The 17,747-nt window shown below is 47.4% G+C and carries 19 protein-coding genes; 4 read left to right on the top strand and 15 right to left on the bottom strand.

Features of this window, described 5'->3' with window-relative positions:
• Positions 1-636 carry an NAD-dependent epimerase/dehydratase family protein gene (locus KNQ05_RS10245; RefSeq protein WP_214805295.1) on the top strand — a complete coding sequence of 212 codons (636 nt, stop codon included), beginning with the start codon at positions 1-3 and terminating at the stop codon, positions 634-636.
• 233 nt (positions 637-869) lie between these two features.
• Positions 870-2,363, top strand: a complete 1,494-nt coding sequence (locus KNQ05_RS10240; protein WP_088838189.1) for a peptide MFS transporter — start codon at positions 870-872, stop codon at positions 2,361-2,363.
• Positions 2,364-2,424: 61 nt separating this feature from the next.
• Here the strand turns inward: KNQ05_RS10240 and KNQ05_RS10235 are convergent, their stop codons facing one another.
• On the bottom strand, positions 2,425-3,696 hold the full coding sequence (locus tag KNQ05_RS10235; RefSeq protein WP_029332042.1) for a purine/pyrimidine permease: 1,272 nt from the start codon (positions 3,694-3,696) through the stop codon (positions 2,425-2,427).
• Positions 3,697-3,857: 161 nt separating this feature from the next.
• Here KNQ05_RS10235 and KNQ05_RS10230 point away from each other — a divergent pair, with 161 nt between their 5' ends.
• Entirely contained in the window at positions 3,858-4,553 is a 696-nt protein-coding gene (locus KNQ05_RS10230) for an alpha/beta hydrolase (protein WP_214805293.1), read from the top strand.
• Between the two features lie 55 nt (positions 4,554-4,608).
• On the opposite strand, the gene KNQ05_RS10225 is transcribed toward KNQ05_RS10230, so the two are convergent.
• From KNQ05_RS10225 to KNQ05_RS10205, 5 genes are all read right to left on the bottom strand, one after another.
• A complete protein-coding gene (locus tag KNQ05_RS10225) occupies positions 4,609-5,544 on the bottom strand; it encodes a carbohydrate kinase family protein (protein ID WP_088838187.1) in 936 nt (311 codons plus the stop codon).
• Entirely contained in the window at positions 5,544-6,383 is an 840-nt protein-coding gene (locus tag KNQ05_RS10220) for a PRD domain-containing protein (RefSeq protein WP_353048342.1), read from the bottom strand. The genes KNQ05_RS10225 and KNQ05_RS10220 overlap by 1 nt, the downstream gene beginning before the upstream one ends.
• Before the next feature lie 112 nt (positions 6,384-6,495).
• Entirely contained in the window at positions 6,496-7,908 is a 1,413-nt protein-coding gene (locus KNQ05_RS10215) for a sucrose-specific PTS transporter subunit IIBC (protein WP_088838185.1), read from the bottom strand.
• Between the two features lie 175 nt (positions 7,909-8,083).
• Positions 8,084-8,887, bottom strand: coding sequence for an endonuclease/exonuclease/phosphatase family protein (locus tag KNQ05_RS10210; RefSeq protein WP_214805291.1), 804 nt, complete (start codon positions 8,885-8,887; stop codon positions 8,084-8,086).
• A 92-nt stretch (positions 8,888-8,979) separates the two neighbouring features.
• Positions 8,980-10,635: a PTS transporter subunit IIBC gene (locus KNQ05_RS10205; protein ID WP_088838183.1), complete on the bottom strand. Its 1,656-nt coding sequence runs from the start codon at positions 10,633-10,635 to the stop codon at positions 8,980-8,982.
• A gap of 255 nt (positions 10,636-10,890) precedes the next feature.
• Here KNQ05_RS10205 and KNQ05_RS10200 point away from each other — a divergent pair, with 255 nt between their 5' ends.
• Positions 10,891-11,175: a helix-turn-helix domain-containing protein gene (locus tag KNQ05_RS10200; protein WP_214770156.1), complete on the top strand. Its 285-nt coding sequence runs from the start codon at positions 10,891-10,893 to the stop codon at positions 11,173-11,175.
• Positions 11,176-11,265: 90 nt separating this feature from the next.
• On the opposite strand, the gene queF is transcribed toward KNQ05_RS10200, so the two are convergent.
• From queF to KNQ05_RS10155, 9 genes are all read right to left on the bottom strand, one after another.
• The gene (queF, locus tag KNQ05_RS10195; protein WP_029332033.1) at positions 11,266-11,754 is read right to left on the bottom strand and encodes a preQ(1) synthase; all 489 of its coding nucleotides are present in this window, start codon (positions 11,752-11,754) and stop codon (positions 11,266-11,268) included.
• Between the two features lie 15 nt (positions 11,755-11,769).
• Complete coding sequence (gene queE / locus KNQ05_RS10190) at positions 11,770-12,486, bottom strand: 7-carboxy-7-deazaguanine synthase QueE (protein ID WP_214805289.1); 717 nt, start codon at positions 12,484-12,486, stop codon at positions 11,770-11,772.
• The gene (gene queD, locus KNQ05_RS10185; RefSeq protein ID WP_029332031.1) at positions 12,483-12,938 is read right to left on the bottom strand and encodes a 6-carboxytetrahydropterin synthase QueD; all 456 of its coding nucleotides are present in this window, start codon (positions 12,936-12,938) and stop codon (positions 12,483-12,485) included. The genes queE and queD overlap by 4 nt, the downstream gene beginning before the upstream one ends.
• Positions 12,922-13,590 (bottom strand): 7-cyano-7-deazaguanine synthase QueC, encoded by a 669-nt coding sequence (gene queC, locus KNQ05_RS10180; protein WP_088838180.1) that lies wholly within the window; start codon positions 13,588-13,590, stop codon positions 12,922-12,924. Before queC ends, queD begins: the two co-directional genes overlap by 17 nt.
• Positions 13,591-13,846: 256 nt before the next feature.
• Complete coding sequence (gene bshB2 / locus KNQ05_RS10175; RefSeq protein WP_353048339.1) at positions 13,847-14,503, bottom strand: bacillithiol biosynthesis deacetylase BshB2; 657 nt, start codon at positions 14,501-14,503, stop codon at positions 13,847-13,849.
• Positions 14,503-14,868: a YojF family protein gene (locus KNQ05_RS10170; protein ID WP_088838178.1), complete on the bottom strand. Its 366-nt coding sequence runs from the start codon at positions 14,866-14,868 to the stop codon at positions 14,503-14,505. The genes bshB2 and KNQ05_RS10170 overlap by 1 nt, the downstream gene beginning before the upstream one ends.
• Positions 14,869-14,932: 64 nt before the next feature.
• Positions 14,933-15,748 (bottom strand): bifunctional hydroxymethylpyrimidine kinase/phosphomethylpyrimidine kinase, encoded by an 816-nt coding sequence (locus tag KNQ05_RS10165; protein ID WP_029332026.1) that lies wholly within the window; start codon positions 15,746-15,748, stop codon positions 14,933-14,935.
• Positions 15,749-15,880: 132 nt separating this feature from the next.
• Complete coding sequence (locus KNQ05_RS10160) at positions 15,881-16,885, bottom strand: inorganic phosphate transporter (protein WP_088838176.1); 1,005 nt, start codon at positions 16,883-16,885, stop codon at positions 15,881-15,883.
• Positions 16,886-16,901: 16 nt separating this feature from the next.
• Entirely contained in the window at positions 16,902-17,519 is a 618-nt protein-coding gene (locus tag KNQ05_RS10155) for a DUF47 domain-containing protein (protein ID WP_214805287.1), read from the bottom strand.
• Between the last annotated feature and the right edge of the window lie 228 nt (positions 17,520-17,747).

Below are 17,747 nucleotides of genomic sequence, written 5' to 3'. Positions count from 1 at the left end.
ATGAAAGCAGCCATTTTAGGAGCAAGCGGTTTAGTTGGACAAGAGTTAGTCGATCAATTATTAGCGAATGATGCGTATGAGGAAGTTCATGTGCTCGTTCGTCGACCCATGAACCGGTTTCATCAAAAGCTGGAAGAATGGGTGATTGACTTTGATCGCGTGACGGAAATCGAATTGCCGACGGTGGATCACGTCTACTGCGCGCTCGGAACGACGATTAAACAAGCGGGGTCACAAGCAGCATTTCGTCAGGTCGACTACACGTATCCGATTGAAGTCGGACGTGAATTGCTCGATTTAGGGGCGACACGCTTCGCGCTCATTTCAGCGCTCGGCGCACATCCGAATGCAAAAACGTTCTACAATCGTGTCAAAGGAGACACAGAGAACGGACTACGGGTTCTTGGCTACGAAGCTTTATTGATTTTCCGTCCATCGCTCTTGTTAGGGGAGCGAGAAGAGTTCCGGTTTGGCGAACAGGCGGCGGCTCGTGTCTCAACGGTTCTTCGCCCGTTATTAAAACGGAGTCCTTATGCCCCAATCGAAGCGAGTAAAGTAGCGAAAGCGATGATGGAGCAAACACTCCATGCGCCCCCGGGTATTACCATCGTTGAATCAAAAGACATGCAAAAATGAGCGAACGGATTCCGTTACGCTCTTTTTTTTTGCTTAAAATTAATATTTGACTAGTCAAATGATTTACGGTTGAATGATAAGGTGCTGTCTCCTATATAAAAAGAAGTGAGACAATTCAGTTAAAAACGTGTAAATCTTTTAATCGATTACGAGACGCTTATCATTTGGGGAAAGCGGGAAAAAAGGTTTTAGATTATGCACGAATACAATGGTAGACGAAAGGAGCCTTCATTATGGCAGATTTTGATCGCGATCAGGTCTACAAGACTGTTCCGCAAAAAGGGTTCTTCGGAAACCCGAAAGGATTGTTCACACTCTTCTTCACAGAGTTCTGGGAACGATTCTCCTACTACGGGATGCGCGCCATCCTTATATTCTACATGTACGACTCTGTTGCGAACGGTGGACTCGGAATTGATAAAACGACTGCCGCTTCCATCATGGCCGTATATGGTTCACTTGTCTATATGTCGGGAATCATCGGAGGATGGGTCTCCGACCGTCTGTTAGGGACATCACGGACCGTCTTTTATGGTGGTATTCTCATCATGCTTGGACATATCGTGTTAGCTCTACCAGCCGGAATCACGGCATTATTCATCTCGATGGGCTTAATCGTCATCGGGACGGGATTCTTAAAACCGAACGTATCGAACATCGTCGGAGATTTGTACAGCAAAACGGATAACCGCCGTGATGCTGGATTCAGTATCTTCTATATGGGAATCAATGCCGGTGCATTTTTAGCACCACTCGTCGTCGGTAAAGTTTCAGATACGGCAGGATACCATGCTGGTTTCGCACTCGCTGCGGTCGGGATGTTCGCCGGTCTTGTTGTGTTCATATTGACGAAGAAAAAGAATTTAGGTCAAGCCGGAACATACGTCTTGAATCCGCTAGAAGGCGAGGAACGGAAACGTTTCTTTAAAATTGCGACAGTTGTCGTCATTGCGCTAGCAGTTCTCGGAACGATTGCCGCATTGACAGGTTTACTAACGATCGACCGCTTTACGTTGATGGTGACGTTCCTCGGAATCTTGATTCCGATTGCGTATTTCACATTCATGTTACGCAGTCCGAAAATTACAGATGATGAGCGTTCGCGTTTATTCGCCTACATCCCACTCTTTATCGCAGCAGCTGTTTTCTGGGCGATTCAAGAGCAAGGGTCATATGTCTTATCAATCTTTGCAGATGAACGGACAGACTTATCTTTCTTAGGCTTTGAGATTCAGCCTGCGTTCTTCCAGTCATTGAATCCATTGTTCATCATCGTGCTTGCACCAGTCTTTGCAAGCTTTTGGGTCCGACTCGGTGATCGTCAGCCGACGACGATGCAAAAATTCTCGTTCGGTCTGATTTTCGCAGGACTTTCGTTCATCGTCATGATGTTGCCTGGACTATTGTTTGGTACAGACACAATCGTTAGTCCGCTCTGGCTCGCACTCAGTTTCTTCCTCGTCGTGATTGGTGAGTTGTTACTATCACCAGTCGGTTTATCGGCAACGACGAAACTGGCACCAGCGGCTTTCTCGGCACAGACAATGAGTCTTTGGTTCTTAACGAATGCAACGGGACAAGCCGTCAATGCACAGATCGTTAAATATTACGGGAAAGAAACAGAAGTCGCGTACTTCGGAATTACAGGTGTCGTCGCGATTGCACTCGGACTTCTCTTGTTTGCTTTTGCACCAAGGCTCCAAAAATATATGCGTGGTATTCGCTAAGCTCGAATCCACAAAAAAAGGCAGGAACTCGGATTCTTTTTCCGAGTTACCTGTCTTTTTGTTAGTCATTTGTCCGAATATGGCGTAATGATTCTGCGAACAGGGCAACAAGCGTCCCGAGCACCAGTCCGTTCGACATCAGTGTCGTGACGAGTGGAGGGAGATCGGCTGTCGCACCTTTTGGTAAGAGCAAGGCACCGATTCCGACGAGGACCGGTAACCCGACCGTAATCATTGCCGTTTGCCGATTTAAGTCGCGTGCTGCTTCCGTGACGCCGATGATAGCCATCCCGGCAACAATCGGGGCAACCATCGCATAACCGACGGCAACAGGAATTTTTGCAATCAAACCGACGAATGGCGTGACGATACTTAAAAATAAGCAAATGACGTTCGCAATCGCAAACGATTTACGATCCGTGTTATCCGTCGAAGCGATGAATCCGGCTGTTCCGGAAATCGCGACGGGACCGACCGTACCGAACATCCCGGCAAAAATCTGTCCGACACCGGCCGTGACACCGGCTGTTCCGACTTGTCCTTTGACGTGTTCGCCACGTTTCGCACTGATGATGCGCTCGATGACTTTGATGTTCGCGAGCACGTTCGTCATCAACAGTAAAGAAATGATTAAGGCTGTCGGGAGAAGGGTCCAGTCCAGATGAATTCCGCCGAACGGGAATAAATCAGGAAGAGTAAAGAATGGACCATCGAAGCTCGGCATCTCGGCGCGTCCGATCAAGGCAAACATGCTCCAACCGACGAGCAGCGTGATGAGTAAGGCATACTGACGCAAACGATCGCTACGTTCGAGATAAAGTGAGATGATGACGGTCAATACGGAAATGACGGCAGGTAACACTTGAATCTTACCGTTTTCCAGGTTGAGTAGCCCTTTCATGACGGAGCCCGACAGTTGGGCAGACAACAGGAGCATATAAACGCCGATGACTTGTGGCGTGAACAAGGGAACGAGTCGTCGTAAAATACCCGTTACTGTCAAAATGATACAGATGATGCCACTTAAGATGAGGAGAAAACCAAGTGATTGGAGTGTGTTCGAGTAACTCCCGTACAATGTAATGCCGATTGAGGAGTAGAGGGCGAAGACACCCCACCAAATCCCGGCCGGTCCTTCCATGATCGGTAGACGATGACCGAGGAACACTTGGAATAAGCTTAAAATCGCAAAAACGAACAGACAACGAGATAGGAAAGCCAATGTGTCCGCGCTCGATAGTTCAAACGATGCGGCAATGGCGAGTGGCGGGGCGATGTTAGTACAGATAATAAACAAAAACCACTGAATCGTGGAGACTACGGTACGTGGCAAAACAAATGATTCCCCTTTCAAAAGAAACGATACTTTTTTCATCTTAAACCAATTATTGAAAAAGCGATAGATACGCTTACATTGACTGAAAATTTAGAAAATAATTTTCATATGTGATTTTTCACATGAGATGGGGTAGGAGTTAAGAGGGAGGAATGAATATGAAAAAGTGGCTCAAGCGAATCAGCATCGGTTTCATCATACTCATCGGGCTTGTCATCGGAGCCTTCATGGTCTGGGCGCAATTTGATTATGATCCGTCAAAAGAAGCAAACACATATGTTGAACAACAGATCGGACAGGATTATCAGTTTGGTGATCCGGAGAGTGAAGTCGGATTTGTGTTTTATCAAGGGGCGAAGGTCGATCCGGGTGCCTACAGTTATATCGGGAGTCAGTTAGCGAAGAACGGACATTTCGTCGTCATCCCGAAATTACCATTTAATATCGCATTACTCGACGCAAACGCGGCCTTACCGATTATCGATGCACATCCGAAAATCAAACGATGGTATGTGATGGGACATTCGTTAGGTGGAAGTGCCGCTTCGACGGTACTTGAGGATAATTCGAAGATTAAAGGAATCATCTTTCTCGCGTCCTATCCGATTGATACCATCGATACACCGTCCTTGACGGTCTATGGCGGACGGGATGGCGTCTTACCTGTAGCGGACATCGAAGCAAGTAAAAAAAATCTTCGATCGGACGCGACATTCCATTTCATCGAAGAGGGCAATCACGCGAATTTCGGGATGTACGGCGCACAAAAGGGCGACAACACGAGTCCATTAATACCAAAAGTACAACAGGATGAGGCGATTGAAGCAATTGAGTCATTCCTTTCATCGAATTAAAAAAGCCTTTCCGTCTAGCCATTTTACGAAGCTAGACGGAAAGGTTTTTTACGTTTTAGTCGAGACGACGTGATACCTCGTCGAGTGTCGGTAAAGCAGCCATCGCCCCTTTGACGGACGCGGCAAGCCCGCCGGAAATCGCGGCAAACCGCCCGATGTCCTGCAGTTCATCTTCATCCCAATCGAATGCAAAGGACCGCGTCGCACACTGGTGTAGCAAACCAGACATAAAGGCGTCACCTGCTCCGGTCGTATCGACGGCATCCACCGAAATCGCGTTGATCTCTGCCATCGCACGATTCGTATAGAGTAAGGATCCCTCGCTGCCCCGTGTGACGGCGAGCAACTGAATCGGATATTCAGCAAGCAGTTCGGCTGCCCCTTCATCCAGGTTCGTTTGGCCGGTCAAGAAGGTCAATTCCTCTTCTGCTAACTTAACGATTTGCGCGTCAGGCAGGACGGACTGAATCGTCATCCGGGCGACATCGAGATTCGACCATAACGATTCGCGGAGGTTCGGGTCGTAAGAAATCGGGACCTGATGCTCTTTTGCGAGCGCGATGGCACGACGTGTTGCTGCGACGGCATCACCGGAGATTAAGGAAATCGAACCGATGTGAAGTAAATCGGCTTCCGCCAGTGCGTCCGGAACATCTTGTTCATGAAAGCTCATATCGGCACGATACGTGTTGATGAATTCAAAGGACCGTTCGCCGTTTTTAGCATTTGTGACGAGGACAAGCCCCGTTTTATTCGTTGCGTCAAGAACGATGTGATCCGTCTTGACCCCATAGTGGTGGAGTGTATCTTTCAAGAAATGCCCCATCGAGTCATCCCCGACAGCACCGAGAAAATAACTGTCGGCGCCAAGGCGGGCAAGTCCGACGGCGACATTGGCGGGAGCACCGCCGGGATTTTTTTGGAACGTCGTATTGCTGTCATCGAGTGGAATCAAATCGATTAATGCTTCTCCAAGACTAAAAATTTTCATCATAGTTCGCTCCTTTCTGAATCCGGTCGAATCCGTTCGACATGAAGTGCCATATAGCCAACTTCAGAGTCGGGGACGGTCGTTTTTAATTCCTGTTCGAGCCAAGCGGCCATACTTTCTGCACAACGAAACGCATCCGCGTAACGTGTTTTGACAGCAGATAAAATGACATCATCCATATCGTGGAGTGTCTGTCCCTGCTCAATCCGGGCGAGGACAAGTTTCATATGTGTGAAGAATCGGTAATACGTCATGGAAGTCGTTTCGATCGTTTGACCAAAGAAACTCTCGATTTGTTCACGTAATTCGTTCAACAGAGTAGCAGTTTGTAGTGCCGTCGCCATATTCGGATGCTGTTGGCGGGCGTTAAAGAGGTGAAGTGCGATGTTCGCGGCTTCCTCCTTTGGTAATACAACAGCAAGTGTCTGTTCGATTTGCGCAACCGCCCATGCTCCGATTTTGTACTCGGCTGTATATAACAAGCGAATTTCTTCCGCGAGCCGATTGTGGACGACAAGATTTTCACGTGCTAAGCGAACGGCATGGGCGAGGTGATCCGTCAGACTGACATGGATATAATCATGAAAAGGTGTCTGAAGTTCGCCTTCCGCATAAGAAATGATTTGTTCGGACAAATCAATGATTTCTAATGGGGTCGTCGTTAAGATTTCTTTAAACAGTTCAGCATTTTCGAACGAGGGAATGAACATCTTTTCGATTTTCGAGGGATCGACGGGATCTTTTTTCTTTTTACCGAAAGCGATCCCCGGTCCCATGATGATGCGTTCTTGTCCTTGTTCTTTTGTGACGATGGCATTGTTGTTGAGTACTTTATGAATAATCAGCCTGACTCCTCCCTTCTCCCTTTATTATACGGGTAACAGTGCTCAGAACAAAACCGACAAATGCGACCCGACGAGTATACTCGTGAGGGTCGCATGTCTTTTTTACTTAAGCGGCTAAATCGGTTTGTTTTTGTTTTCGTGCATCAAGACGCATGAGGATGACAGTCGCGATGAACGCTGTCGCGACAGCAATCGCAAAACCGACAAGGTAGTTGATTAAGTTCGAAGCACCAAGTGGAGCGACGATTGCAATCATCGGTATGCCCGTCAAACCATAAGCGTTTGCAGCGACTTGCGTCAAGACGACGTAGCCACCGCCGATTGCGCCACCAATCGCACCACCGATGAACGGTTTACCGAGTCGAAGATTCACCCCGTAGATAATCGGTTCCGTAATACCAAGAAATGCTGAGAAGGCAGAGGGTAAAGCGAGCGTTTTTAATTTAACGTTTTTCGTCATGAAGTAGACAGCAAGACCGGCTCCACCTTGCGCGACGTTCGCCATCGACCAGATAGGTAACAGGAAGTTTTTCCCGATGCTCTTATCAGCAAGCAGTCCCGCTTCAATCGCATGGAAACTATGGTGCATTCCTGTGATGACAATCGTTGAGTAGAGACCACCGAACAAGAGACCGGCGACGACCGAGAATTGTTCATAGAAGAAGACGAGTACGAATGAAATCCCTTTACCGAGCAATGTACCAAGTGGTCCGATGACGATGAGGGCAAGGAATCCTGTGACGAGAATCGTCACGAACGGTGTGACTAACAAATCAAGTGTTTCCGGTGTCCGTTTACGGACTTGCTGCTCAATTTTCGCCATGACCCAAACCGTTAAGAGGACAGGGAAGACCGTCCCCTGATAACCAATCAGTTCGATGTTCATCCCAAGGAAGTGCATCACTTCCGGTTCACTGTTTCCGAGTGTCCAAGGGTTGAGCAGAGAAGGGTGCGTCATGATTCCACCAATGACCGCACCGAGATATGGATTGGCACCGAACTCACGCGCGGCAGAGAAACCGATCAAAATCGGTAAGATGATGAAAGCGGAAGACGAGAACATGTCAAGCAGTTGGACGATCGGTGAAGCCCCGTCGACCCAACCGAAGGCTTTAATCATTCCGAGTAAGCCCATCAACAGACCGGCGGCGACGATTGCCGGAATCAATGGTACGAAGACATTTGAAAGCGACCGGGCAAGGCGCGCGAACGGATTTAATTTTTGGGAAGCTGCTTTCTTCACGTCGACTGATTCTTCACCATTGACGTTGACACCAGCGAGGGGAGCGAACTCCGCGAATACTTTGTTGACGGTCCCGGTCCCAAAAATGATTTGATATTGACCTGAACTCGAGAAAGCACCACTGACGCCGTCAAGATCTTCGAGTGCCGCTTGATCGACCTTCGATTCGTCATGAAGGACGAGACGGAGACGTGTCGCACAATGCGCTGCTGTGATGATATTTTCACGACCACCGACAAGGGTAAGGACCTGCGCAGCTGTTTTTTTGTAATCCATTTGAATTCCTCCTTTTAGGAAAGGTGTGCGACTGGTCAGCCCACAAAAAAAGGCAAGACCGAACAACACCTAAACGTTCTAGGTGTTGCATCGGTCTTGCCAGCCGTACTGTCACAATCCGCACTATTTGCTTGTTGGCTTTATCATAAAGCAAAAAAGAAAGCGTTGTCAACAGTCAAATTGGATCTTTTTGAATCGCGATATCGACTTCGACACCAAAGTGATCGGAAACGATTGGCGCCAGTACTCCGTCAAACGTCACACCGACACGCGCGCCATCAATTTTGCGATTCGAGAGCACTAAATCAATCCGTAAGCCATGCTGGTTCTCTTCCCAACCGTCAATCTTACCTTCGACGGTTTCGACACCAACCGTCTCTTCCGCTAGAAGGAACAGGTCATGGAGACCCCGTTCAACCATATAATCGTAACCGGTCTCCCGTTCGAAGGCATCATTGTTGAAGTCACCTAAGAAGAGGGTCCATTCGAGTGGATCCATCCGAGCAATCAAATGATTGAACTGCTCGCTGAACGGTTCGTCGGCATCTTCCCACCAACCGAGATGACAAGAGTTGAACGTAATTTGTGTTCCATCGACATCAATCGTCGCGCGGACGATTTTGCGTGACTTCCAGTCCATCGTATCTTGGCTTCGGCTGACATAGTACGAATCGGATTTCAAAATCGGATGTTTCGTCAAGAGGGCGAGTCCCTCTTCGTACGCATCGTATCCGATGTGCGAGAAGTCCCAAACGAATTCATAGTCATGCCCACGTTCTTTAAGTGCTTGTTGAATCATGTAGACGAAATTATCTTCACGGATTGCACCATAAACGATTGGTGTATCCATTAATTGGCTTACTTCTTGTAAGGCGACGACATCATAATCCTGTTGGATGATTTGAGCGACGATTTGATTGATTTTTTCAAGCTGGTGTTCTTCTTGCCAGGAATGGCAATTGAGTGTGAGTAGGCGCATCTGTCGTTCCTCCTGAGTGTTGATTCTGAATAAAGAAAGGTGAAACTCACGGATGAGCTCCACCTTTTTTTATTTACCCTAATTCGTCTGGTTTATGCGCCGATCCGATCTTGGATATCAGACTTCAAGACATCCGCTTTCGGACCATAGATGGCTTGCACGCCGTTATTTTTTAGGATAAGACCAAGTGCGCCATTCGCTTTCCAGTCTTGTTCTTTTGCGACGAGGCTTGGATCTTTGACCGTGACGCGTAAACGTGTCATGCAGGCATCGACGTCTTCGATGTTTTGTTGACCACCGAGCAGTTCGATGATGCGTGCTGCTTGCGAACCGTCAGCGACGACAGTTGCAGCGACTTCACTTGTCCCGTCCTCTTTGACGACGATGTCATCGAGGTAGTTTCCGTTACGACCTGGTGTCGCGTAGTTAAACTTCTTGATGACAAAGCGGAACGTAAAGAAGTTGAGGAAGAAGAAGAACACGCAGACTCCGATGAAACGTAACAAATCACCGATCAGACCAGCTTTCGCGATCAATGGAATCCGGGTCAAGAGTTCAATTGCCCCGAATGCATGGATCCGAAGGTGCATGACGTCAGCAAGTGCGAACGCGACACCCGTCAAGACAGCGTAGACGACGTACAGGACAGGTGCGATGAACATGAACATGAATTCGATTGGCTCCGTGACACCTGTCAAGAACACAGCGAGACCGGCAGACAGGAAGACGGGTTTGTATGCTTTCTTTTTATCTTCGTCGACCGACATATACATCGCGACTGCGACACCAATCAAAGAAGCAAGTGACGTGACGACCTGTCCTTCTTTGAAGCGGGCAGGCACGACGCTGTTGAGTAAGTCGTTATAGCCTTGTGTGTTACCGGCTTGCTTTAAGTTGACGAGATCGGTCACCCAGGCGAGCCAAAGTGGATCTTGCCCGGCTACTGTCGAGCCTTGTGCAGCACCCGTCAGAATTTTATACGTTCCGCCGAGTTCCGTATAATTCATCGGCACAGTCAACATATGGTGAAGACCGAATGGCAGTAGGAGACGTTCGAGCGTTCCGTAAACGAATGGGGCGATGATTGGGGCTGTATCACGTGACGTTGCAATCCAACGACCGAAATCGTTTAGGAGGCCTTGGACGAACGGCCAGACGAGCGATAAAACAAATGCTGCGACGACGGAACCACCGATGACGACGAATGGGACGAACCGTTTGCCGTTGAAAAAGGCGAGTGCATCTGGTAATTTGCTGAAGTTATAGAATTTATTAAAGAGAACGGCACCGAGGAAACCAGAAATGATTCCGACGAAAACGCCCATATTAAGAGCGGGTGCACCGAGTACAGAAGTGAAATAATCTTTTACGATCAAGTCAGATCCGAGTAACGAACTAACCGTTGCTTTCGGATCAGCGAGCATCGTTGAATTGACACCGAAGATTGCACCCGTTACGCGGTTGACTAAAATGAACGCGAGTAATGCGGCAAAGGCACCACCGGCACGTTCTTTAGCCCATGAACCACCGATCGCGACGGCGAAGAGGACGTGGAGATTCGTAATGATGGCCCAACCGAGATCTTCAACAATTCTTGCAATCGTTTGCACAATGGTGATATCGCCACCGTACATCCCGATTAATTTTCCGATTGAAATCATGATTCCGGCAGCTGGCATAACTGCAATGACAACCATTAAAGCTTTTCCGAGCTTTTGCCAAAAGTCGAATGAAATTGTTTTACGCATGTTTTCTCACTCCTCAGACAGACTATTTTCTCTTTATTGTGCAAATATGTAAGCGATTAATGCAACCGTTTGCATTTAAAATTGTAAGCGATAACCTTTTAAAAAGCTAGTCTTTTTTAATGAATAATTTGAAATTATATTTCATATAGTGAAAAATATTAAACTAAAATGTGTTTTGAAAATGAAAAGCGGGAATAAACTAAAAGTAGCATCGGGTAGGAGTAGCTGGGAGACGATAAAGGAGACTGAAAACTCATGAATCAAGCGATGAATCCACTTGCGAATTATGGAGAGCGTATCCAAACATTACGTGAGCGACAGAACATCGACCAAGAAAAACTTGCGCTTATGACGGAAACAACGTTTGAGATGATTCAACGGATTGAGTCAAGTATCGCGCATCCGTCCGTTTCGATGATTGATCGCTTAGCGAAGGCGCTGGGCGTTCCTTATGAGCACCTCTTACGACATACTTGGTCAGCAGAAGCGATTCATGCTCAGGCAGAACGAGAAAAAATCGTGGATTTACCATCGAGCTGACGTTCATACACAGTCGATTAGATAGAAGAAAAGCCAAATTCTCGTGAAATGATCACGTCAGGAATTTGGCTTTTTTTGATGGTTTTCGGATTAACGGTTATCGACCGTTTCTGGATAAAGATCATGGTTGAACAAACGGTGTTCTGCCATTCTTTCGTATTTTGTACCGGGTTTTCCGTAGTTATAGTACGGATCAATCGAGATGCCACCGCGTGGTGTAAATTTCCCCCAGACTTCAAGGTAGCGCGGCTCCATCAATTTGACGAGGTCTTTTCCGATGACATTGATGCAGTTCTCATGGAAATCCCCGTGATTACGATAGCTGAAGAGGTAAAGCTTCAATGATTTTGACTCGACGAGTTTTTCGTCAGGAATGTACGAAATATAGATGGTCGCAAAGTCCGGTTGATTCGTGATTGGGCAAAGGCTCGTGAATTCCGGTGCATTGAACTTAACGAAGTAATCGTTCTCTGGGTGACGGTTCGGGAACGCTTCGAGCACTTCCGGTTGATATTCAAAAATATAAGGAACGGCCTTTTGACCGAGCAAAGATAAGTCGTTTAAATCTTCTGGACGCATGAATAGAACTCCTTTTTAAACGCCACGATCGTTCGCGAAAACGAGGGCGTGCAGTTGTGGTAGAACACGGGCATGATTAAATCGTTCATCTTGCGCAACGCGTTCCCATAAAGTTTTTAAGTCGGACAACATCCGCGGAGCAATCGTACCTTCTTCCGCCGGATCCGGATTACCGAGTGATAGATACAGTGTTTTTAACGCATATCGTTCAGAAATCGCTGCTGCGAAGTCGAGGTCCGCTTCGTCGAAGATGACGATTTTGACAGCACGTTGCAGTTCAGGGAGTCGTTTGAAGAAGACGTCGAGCCGATCGTAATCGACCGTCATGCCACTTGACGGCGGCTTCGGGCTGACGGTGACGTCTTCGATATCGAGTAACCAGTTTTGCCAATACGAACCCTGTGTTTCGACAGACATCGTGATGCCACGTGCCTTTAAGGCGTCGACGAGCGTACCGATTGATGCGTGGAGCAATGGATTCCCCCCGGAGATCGTCACGTGCCCATACGAACCGAGCGCATCGAGACGCGTTAGGATATCTTCTGCCGTCAGGAGGTCCGGTTTTTCTGATCCGTCCCAGGTAAAGGCAGAATCACACCAGGCACATGAATAGTCGCATCCGCCTGTCCGGACGAACATTGTTTTTTGTCCGATCGAACGACCTTCTCCTTGAAACGTTGGACCAAAAATTTCAAGCACAGGAATCTTTGGTATTTTTTTCAGTTGACTCATGCTTCATTCATCCATTCGCGGCGGACTTCAGCGAAGGCAGTCGGTGTCTCATATAACTTGACGAATTCGACACGGAGACCGCGTTCGTCCGGTAAATGCTGTCCGAGCGTTTCAAAAATCCAGGCCGACATGTTTTCTGCCGTCGTATTCATATAGGGAAGCGATTCGTTTAAATAACGGTGATCGAGCAATGGTTCGAGATGTTCTTTGAAGATCTTTTTCAGGTCACCAAAGTCAAGTGTCATCCCGCGGTGGTCCAGGAATCCACTGATTCCGAGATCGACGTGATACGTATGACCATGCAAGGCACGGCATTTTCCATCGTAGTCATACAGGTGATGGGCAGCATCAAACGTCAATTTTTTGACGATCATGACGCGTGATTTTGTATAGATGAGCGAGTCGCCGGTCGGGCGCTCGACAGTTTCGGGTGCTTCATAGTTGAATTTCATGGGTAGTTCCCTCCTCGATGTAGGCGTCTAAGCCTTTTTTCCGTAATTCACAAGCTGGGCAGTCGCCGCAACCATCTCCGATAATACCGTTGTAACACGTCAGTGTCCGTTCACGGACGAAATCAAAAGCATCTAGCGAATCGGCTAGCGCCCATGTTTCTTTTTTATCGAGCCACATCAGTGGCGTGTGAATGACGAATGGATAATCCATCGCGAGGTTGAGTGTCACGTTAAGTGACTTGATGAAGGAGTCACGACAATCCGGGTATCCGGAGAAATCAGTTTCGCATACACCCGTGATGATATGGCGGATGCCACGTCCCTTAGCAAGGACGGCTGCGAAAGATAAGAATAGATGGTTTCGGCCATCTACGAATGTAGAAGGAAGTCCATCTTCGTTCGTCGTGATTGTTTGAGTGTGATCGGTCAACGAATTGCTTGTGAGTTGACTGAGGAGTGAGAGATCGAGCTCATGGTGTTTGACACCAAGTTCTGCTGCGATCGTTCGCGCGACTTCGAGTTCCTCGGCATGACGCTGTCCGTAGTTGAAGGTAACGACTTCGACTTCGGAATAGTTCGCGAGTGCCTGAAACAGACAAGTCGTCGAGTCTTGGCCGCCACTGAAGACGACAAGAGCACGTTCATTTTTCATAGTTTACACTTCCATTCCTAGTTTTTGTGACGGAGGAGGTTACGAACTCCGGAGACACAGTCTCAACTATTCACACTAGCAGACGAGCAAAGAAAAGTCGACTCTTTCTCGCGTTGATCGTTGCGGGTTTCAAAAGATTCAGCCTCCTGTGACGCCTGCAGGGAAAAGCGCGCAGAGTCAGCGTCTTGAGTCGTGTGAATCTTTTGTTCTACGAAAAAAACCTCGAACGACGTCGGAGTCGTTTCGAGGTTCTTCATTATAATGGATAGTGGTAATAGCGTTCTTTGACAAGGAGGTCCCGGATGTTCGAGTCTTCCGAAATGACCTTCATCAGTCCACCTGTTTGAGAAGCGTGGGCTTCAAGTGCAGCAACTTTTTGATCCGTATATGCACTGACATCATGAATGAACGTACCTTCGCCAAGTTCGTCTTTTGTGTTGTTCGCAAAAGCGACGGCAAGAAATTCAGGACGATCGGCTTCGTCGATTGCGCGAAGGGCACGAACGACAGCACGTGCTGTTGCTTCGTGGTCCGGATGGACGGCATAGCCCGGATAAAATGAAATCACGCGAGTCGGACGTGTTTTTTGAATCAACTGTCCAATCCGTTCAGCGAGTGCTGCTTCATCTTCGAATTCGACCGTCTTATCCCGTAATCCCCACATTTGAAGATCGGTAATCTGCATTTTTTCAGCTGCTGCGATTAATTCACGTTTGCGGATCGTCGCGAGTTGTTCCCGGTTCGTAAAGACGGGACGTCCCATGTTGCGTCCCATTTCACCGAGCGTCAAACAGGCGTACGTAACAGGTCCGCGGTTCGTTGCATGCTCGATGATTGTCCCGGCCGAGCTGAATGCTTCATCGTCCGGGTGAGGGAAGATGACGAGCAGGTGATCGTGTTCATTGTAAGCCATCATTCTACCTCCTCTGCGCCTTGAGCGAATGGTGTCGGACTGAGCTCAAAAGCAATCGCGAGGCGGCCTTCGACATCATGTCCTGCGATCAAGAGTTGCTCTCCCGCGAATTCATAATCGGTTAATCCTTCACCGTATAGCCATCCGTGGGCAAGTTTAAGACCAATCCGGTATGGACCGTTTCCTGTGATCAAGCCGCGTTCGTATGTGATTTCCGCATTGCGGAAAAACATCCCCGCACTGTGGAACGTCGGGTCTTGGTGCGTCGCATACGCACCGTTCGTTGTTTCGACATGGACGTAAAGTGGTGTGTTCGCATGATCGTCAATGTACTGTTGAACGACCTTTAAATCAAGTGTTTGCAATAGTATCTCTCCCTTCGAATACAGAAAGAAGCCCGCGAATCACTGCGCGGACTTCCTGAACGTGTTAAGACTTAACTGTACGATGTGCAGCATGATCAGTCGGACCGACATATTCATTCAAACGGAATGAGTTACGAATCGCTGCTGTGATAAACGATTTGGCAGTTCGGACAGCTTCTTCGACCGAAGCGCCTTTAGCGAGTTCTGCTGTAATCGCTGCAGAATACGTACATCCTGCCCCGTGCGTATATGGTGTCTCAATGCGTTCATCCTCAATTAGGATAAACTCTTTCCCATCATAAAGCACGTCAACTGCTCGAGGGTGATCAATCTTGCTGCCACCTTTAACGAGGACATATTGTGCACCTTTTTCATGAATCCGTGCTGCTGCAAGTTTCATCTCGTCAATCGTCGAAGGTGTTTTTCCAAGACCGGACAATTGTCCCGCTTCGAAAACGTTCGGTGTGACGACTGTCGCGAGCGGTGTCAAAATGTCACGTAAGGCATTCGCTGTATCCGGGTTGAGTACTTCATCTTCACCCTTACAGACCATGACCGGATCGATGACGACGTTTTTAACGCCTGATGCTTTAATTTTTTCAGCAATGACTTCGATGATTTCGACAGTCGGAAGCATCCCCGTTTTCATTGCATCGACACCGATTCCTCCGAGGACTGTATGGATTTGTGTCCGGACGAGTTCTGCATCGATTGGATAAACCGCATGGTGCCAAGCCTGATCAGGATCTTGCGCGACGATGACTGTCAGCGCGTTCATGCCGTAGACTTCAAGTTCTTGGAACGTTTTTAAGTCTGCTTGGATACCGGCTCCGCCACTCGTGTCAGAACCAGCAATCGTTAATGCTTTACGTTTTGTCATTTGGAATTCCTCCTAATAAAATAGCGCTACTTCTTTTTCTCATCATAGCGAATTATGACCAGAGCGACAACTGCGGCAACTTATGAAGTGTAAGTAAAACCCCCACCTCAAATGAACGAGTGGGGGACGAGACTATTTAATGAAAAGAAAATCAAGAATCGTATAAATCAGAGCGGCGAATGCCATCGAAATCGGTAATGTGATGACCCATGTGATCAGCATTCGTTTAGCCGTACCCCATTTAACGCCTTTTTTACGATGCGATGTTCCGACACCCATGATGGCAGAGGAAATCACATGCGTTGTTGATACAGGAAGGTGAATCGCCGTCGCACCAAAGATGATGGCAGCAGACGTCAAGTCAGCCGCTACGCCGTTGACAGGACGAATTTTCATGATTTGACCACCAACTGTTTTGATGATCCGCCATCCACCGACAGACGTCCCGAGTCCCATCGCGATGGCACAAGAGAGTTTTACCCAAAGGGCCACATCATGATCGGTCTGAAAACCAGAAGAAATCAGGGCGAGGGTGATGATCCCCATCGCTTTTTGCGCATCATTCGTTCCGTGTGTATATGATTGAAGGGCTGCAGTCGCAATCTGCATATGACGGAAGCGACGATTCGTCTTCGCCAAGTTCCCTTTTTTGAAAACTACTTTAAAAATGCCGTAGACGAGAAAACCGAGTGTAAAAGCAAGGATTGGCGAAATCAATAAGGCTTGGACGATTTTTAAGAAGCCTTTTGTTTCAATACCGCCGAATCCGACTGAAGCAACCGCAGCACCGGCAATCGAACCAATCAACGTATGCGAAGAACTGGACGGAATACCGAAGTACCACGTCAATAGATTCCAAGCAATCGCAGAGAGGAGAGCAGCGATGACGACATAACTTCCGTGTTCTAGTGTTGACGGGTCAACAATGTCCCCGGAAATCGTCTTAGCGACTCCAGTAAATGTGATTGCCCCTAAAAAGTTCATCGTCGCAGCAAGGATAATGGCGTGACGTGGTTTCAATGCACGAGTCGACACTGAAGTCGCGATCGAGTTCGCCGTATCGTGGAAACCATTAATGAAATCGAAGCCAAGTGCGAGAATCACGATTATAGCGGTGATGATAAACAGACTATCCATCTCGTTAGCTCCTCACTTATGCGTTTTTCATGATGATCGTTTCAATGACGTTTGCTGCGTCCTGGCAGTAATCGGCGATTGATTCGAGCGATTCATAGATTTCTTTATATTGAATGATTTTAATTGGATCAGTTTCAGTCGCGAACAATGCTTTGATTGATTTACGACGTAAGTCGTCACAAATCGTTTCTTGTTCTTTTACTTTGATGACATGTTCACGCATCGGTTGAAGCTTACGTGCGACAAGAAGGTCCATCGCTAAAGCGAGTTCGTTGACGGCGATATGAATCTCATCGACGAATTTAATCATATGTTCGTCGGCACGGACGATGTTATAAATCTCAAAAATCGCGGAACATTCTTCAAATCCATCGAGTACATCATCCAGTGAGTTCGCGAGTGCAAGCAAGTCTTCGCGATCAATCGGTGTGATGAATGCATTGTTCAAGTCGATGATCAATTGGTGCATCAAGTCGTCACCAGCAGTTTCAAAGTCTTTGACTTTATGCGCGAATTCTTTAACGTCCGCAATACCATTGATTTTAAAATCAACGAAAAACTGAGACGTCTGTTGCAAGTGTTCGGCAATCTCGGATAATTTCACTGCGAATGGATCTTGTTTTTTACTAAACATTTCTTCTGCCTCCATATTAAGAACAAGAATAGAATAGTGAAGTAACTTCACGAGTTCGATTGTATCAGACGTTATTGTAAAAGAATACAACTATGTACCGCGTTTACGAAAACTTAATAAAACTTAAAGTTAATAGGGTTGATAAATTAATAAATAATCTGGATAAAGATTTTTCAAGACTATTTTCTTTGTATTCAATGGGTTTTATCTGTGTTTTTGTTATTGTAA

The sequence above is a fragment of the Exiguobacterium sp. s125 genome (genome assembly GCF_018618605.1).
Classification (GTDB): domain Bacteria; phylum Bacillota; class Bacilli; order Exiguobacteriales; family Exiguobacteriaceae; genus Exiguobacterium_A; species Exiguobacterium_A oxidotolerans.
This window is presented reverse-complemented; position numbering and strand designations above follow the sequence as displayed.

What these genes read in the sequence shown, in the direction of transcription:
- KNQ05_RS10165 (WP_029332026.1), bottom strand. Translation starts at nt 15,748, where the DNA reads ATGACAAAACGTAAAGCATTAACGATTGCTGGTTCTGACACGAGTGGC.
- KNQ05_RS10245 (WP_214805295.1), top strand. Translation starts at nt 1, where the DNA reads ATGAAAGCAGCCATTTTAGGAGCAAGCGGTTTAGTTGGACAAGAGTTA.
- KNQ05_RS10155 (WP_214805287.1), bottom strand. Translation starts at nt 17,519, where the DNA reads ATGTTTAGTAAAAAACAAGATCCATTCGCAGTGAAATTATCCGAGATT.
- queC (WP_088838180.1), bottom strand. Translation starts at nt 13,590, where the DNA reads ATGAAAAATGAACGTGCTCTTGTCGTCTTCAGTGGCGGCCAAGACTCG.
- KNQ05_RS10225 (WP_088838187.1), bottom strand. Translation starts at nt 5,544, where the DNA reads ATGAAAATTTTTAGTCTTGGAGAAGCATTAATCGATTTGATTCCACTC.
- KNQ05_RS10240 (WP_088838189.1), top strand. Translation starts at nt 870, where the DNA reads ATGGCAGATTTTGATCGCGATCAGGTCTACAAGACTGTTCCGCAAAAA.
- KNQ05_RS10160 (WP_088838176.1), bottom strand. Translation starts at nt 16,885, where the DNA reads ATGGATAGTCTGTTTATCATCACCGCTATAATCGTGATTCTCGCACTT.
- queF (WP_029332033.1), bottom strand. Translation starts at nt 11,754, where the DNA reads ATGCGTCCAGAAGATTTAAACGACTTATCTTTGCTCGGTCAAAAGGCC.
- KNQ05_RS10210 (WP_214805291.1), bottom strand. Translation starts at nt 8,887, where the DNA reads ATGCGCCTACTCACACTCAATTGCCATTCCTGGCAAGAAGAACACCAG.
- KNQ05_RS10215 (WP_088838185.1), bottom strand. Translation starts at nt 7,908, where the DNA reads ATGGATTACAAAAAAACAGCTGCGCAGGTCCTTACCCTTGTCGGTGGT.
- KNQ05_RS10200 (WP_214770156.1), top strand. Translation starts at nt 10,891, where the DNA reads ATGAATCAAGCGATGAATCCACTTGCGAATTATGGAGAGCGTATCCAA.
- bshB2 (WP_353048339.1), bottom strand. Translation starts at nt 14,503, where the DNA reads ATGGCTTACAATGAACACGATCACCTGCTCGTCATCTTCCCTCACCCG.
- queD (WP_029332031.1), bottom strand. Translation starts at nt 12,938, where the DNA reads ATGAAATTCAACTATGAAGCACCCGAAACTGTCGAGCGCCCGACCGGC.
- KNQ05_RS10205 (WP_088838183.1), bottom strand. Translation starts at nt 10,635, where the DNA reads ATGCGTAAAACAATTTCATTCGACTTTTGGCAAAAGCTCGGAAAAGCT.
- KNQ05_RS10230 (WP_214805293.1), top strand. Translation starts at nt 3,858, where the DNA reads ATGAAAAAGTGGCTCAAGCGAATCAGCATCGGTTTCATCATACTCATC.
- queE (WP_214805289.1), bottom strand. Translation starts at nt 12,486, where the DNA reads ATGAGTCAACTGAAAAAAATACCAAAGATTCCTGTGCTTGAAATTTTT.